The 3,193-nt window shown below is 63.0% G+C and carries 2 protein-coding genes; both read left to right on the top strand.

Features of this window, described 5'->3' with window-relative positions:
• Window positions 1-85: 85 nt before the first annotated feature.
• Window positions 86-1,534, top strand: a complete 1,449-nt coding sequence (locus HV711_RS33060) for a site-specific integrase (protein ID WP_035479378.1) — start codon at window positions 86-88, stop codon at window positions 1,532-1,534.
• Window positions 1,531-3,193 (top strand): hypothetical protein (locus HV711_RS33055; protein WP_035479380.1); only part of this gene is annotated, 1,663 nt, incomplete at its 3' end. The genes HV711_RS33060 and HV711_RS33055, both read left to right, overlap by 4 nt.

The following is a 3,193-nucleotide window of genomic DNA, read 5'->3' as shown; positions in this document are numbered from 1 at the left end:
TATGCGCAAGTCGGTAACGATTCTCTAATACTCGCAGGCTGTGTTAAAGCGGACACCCGCACAAACACAGCAGAGGATCTGCACGATGACAGCAAGACGAACGACCATCTGGCAACTGCCGTTGACCGAGGTCGTTGACCGCGACACACCCGGCGCGACGCCGGTGAGTATCACCACTCCCGAGGGCGGCACCATCTATCACACGGTCCCGCTCGCAGACCCCGACACCGGCAAGCGACGCGACACCCGCCCGAAGTGGATCGCTGGCACCTTTCCTCTCTTTCCCGTTGTCCGACTTGCTGACGGCGCGCCGTGGGCTGAGGCGAACCTCTGGCTCATCGATATGATCGAGTCGAAGTCGTCGCCGAACATGCTGACGTTCGCCAGCATCGCTGACGACCTGGTAGCGTTCCGTCGTTATCTGGATGACGAGGGTATCGACTGGCTCGTCTTCCCTGTGAACAAGCGGCAACGTCCGACCTACCGATATAGCGGCTCGATCAAGCTGGCCGTGCAGGCCGGCGAGCTGTCTCCGGGCGTTGCCAGGCGTCGTATGGGTACCGTGGTGCGCTTTTATCGCTGGATGATGACCGAAGCAGGCTTTCGACCCACGAACGCGCCGTGGGTCGAATCTGATCGTTTCATTGAGTTCAAGGACCAGAAGGGCTTCAGCAGCGTGATCGAAGTCAAGACCACGGACCTGTCGATCAGTGGCCGGCGCGCAGAAGACCCGTGGGACGATCACATCCAGGACGGTGGTCGCCTGCGCCCGCTCCCCTCTGCCGAGCAGTCGGCGCTGCTTGAATCGTTAGCCACACTCGGCAACATCGAGATGACGCTCGTTCATCTGTTCGCGCTGTTGACAGGCGCCCGCATCCAGACGGTACTGACCGTGCGTGCGAAACACGTGATGCGCAAGCCTGACGGGTTTCACGGCGACGACATCCGTCTCGCCTGCGGGCCAGGTACCGGCATCGACACGAAGGGCGGTGTTAAGGGCGTGTTGCACGTTCCGCGCGGTTTCTATGAGCGGCTGTACATCTACGTGCACAGCGATCGTGCGCGCAAGCGCCGCCAGATGGCAGATGGCGGCGATCACTTCGACCAGGCGCTCTTTCTGAGCCATCGCGGTGCGCCGCTCTACGAGGATCGCGCGTCGCGCGACCCGCTCACCTCTGGCCCGCGCGTGCGCCGTCACGTCAAGACCGGGCAGGCCGTGCGCCAGTTCATCCGGGACGAACTGTTGCCCATGATGCGTGTGCGGCTCGACAACCCCAGGTACGAGTTCAGTTTCCACGACCTGCGCGCGACTTTCGGGCTGAACATGGTCGACGCGATGACGGCGAACGGGACGAAGTACACCCGGGCGCTCGATCAGTTGCGGCAGTTGATGTGGCACGTCCGCCCATCTACAAGCGAGGCGTACCTCGGCTTCAGGGAGAACCGCAAGCTGTTCGACGCTGTACAGGACGGCTGGGGAGCGCACCTGTCGACGCTGGTCACGCGCACCCTCGACACTGTGGAGGCAGCATGAACCGCCTGTACGAGGAAGTTCGCATGCCGCTTGCGGAGGGCACAATACTGCTGCACCCGGAGCGCGCGCTGCTCCGGTGGGAAGGCGTGAACAGCCGTTCCGATATCGGCCAGATCTGCTACCTGACGCGCGACACGTCGAGCCCGCAGCGCACACGACGTACTTTCGACTATACGAGTTTCAGCAGCGAACGCGCCGGGGTAGTACGTCTACTGGTGACGCAGCTTTCCGGGCGTATGACACTTGGCGCGAGGCGTCCGGTGACGATCTTCATGGATTTGCGCGTCGTGCTTGATTTCGTCAACTGGGCCGACAGCCAGGGCTTGCATCAGGTGCTCTGTGACGAGAAGGCCACCGCAGAGGCGGTTCATCGGTACTTCCGTGAGAGGCGCGAACAGGTCTCGCTAGGCAACCTGAACCGCAATTCCGTCGCCCACTATCAGCGCAGTCTGTTGTCGATGCTACGTGAGTTCTTCCGAAGCGACGACTTCTGCGCCGACGCGAGGGTGCTGCGCCACCAACAGGATGCCTGGGTGCCGACGGCTGTGCCTGACGCCGAGGCACAGGCCGCCCTGCTCGCGTGGGCCGACGCGCTCTTCAGCAGCATCAGCACGCTGGTGCTCGACTTCAAACCGTACCCCGTGCGCGTGACCACGGTGCGAGGTGAGCATCTTTGCCTCGTTCCGCACATCTACGGCCGTAGCGACGGCGACGACTCGCGCGGCCTGATCGGCTGGAATCTGGAGACAGGAGAGCCACGTACTCGCGAAGACATCACGAAGCGCATGGCCGAAACAGGGGCTAATACTCCGCATGAGAGTTCGAGGAGGATCGCCGGACTGACAGCTAAACATCTTGCGGCGGCGAACGCGGACGCGCAGTCGTCAATCCGACGCTCGCACGCTTCGATAGCGGCCTCTTGCTTCGCCGCGCTGTTTCTTGCCGAAACGGGCATCAACCTCGCGCAACTGCTAGCCATGAAGTGGAGTCCGGAGCTTGCCACGAGCCTGCAGGATGCGTCGGTTGCGCGTCAGAAGTTTCGTCAGGTCAAGTACCGGGCAGGCGGGAAGGAGATTACGTTCACCGTCTCGCTGGGCTTCATGCCGAAGCTCAGGGCGTATCTGGCGTTGCGCGAGTATCTGGTGCAGGACGCAGAGTGGGACGCGTTGTTCGTCGTCGTCGGGCATCATGCACAGCTGCGGCGGCTAACGGGTCTCTCAACCAAATTCCTGGAGCGGCTTTACCGTCGACTCGACACGCTCGGGATCGTGCTGCCGCGCATTGGCGCGCGTCAGTGGCGTGCGGCGAAGCAGGATTGGGCGGTGAGCAACCACGGCCCCGTCATCGCAGCCAGGCTGATGGGGCACTCGCTGGAGACGGCGCTGCGCTCGTACTCGAACGGCACGGATGCCGCGCACAAGGCTGAGATGGGGGCGTTTTTCGCTTCGGTCGAGAAGACCGTGCTGGGGCCAGGCAACGACCCGGCGGGCAGCATCGGGAGCGCAGTGGGCATCTGCATCGGATTCCACAAGCCTGCGCCGATCGCGGCTTCGGTCACGGTACAGCCTGACTGCCGCTCGACCGAAGGGTGTCTCTTCTGCGACCAGTACCGCGTGCACGCTGACGCGACCGACATCCGCAAGCTGCTGAGCTGCCGTC

It is taken from the genome of Paraburkholderia phenoliruptrix (assembly GCF_902859825.1).
Lineage (GTDB): Bacteria > Pseudomonadota > Gammaproteobacteria > Burkholderiales > Burkholderiaceae > Paraburkholderia > Paraburkholderia phenoliruptrix.
This window is presented reverse-complemented; position numbering and strand designations above follow the sequence as displayed.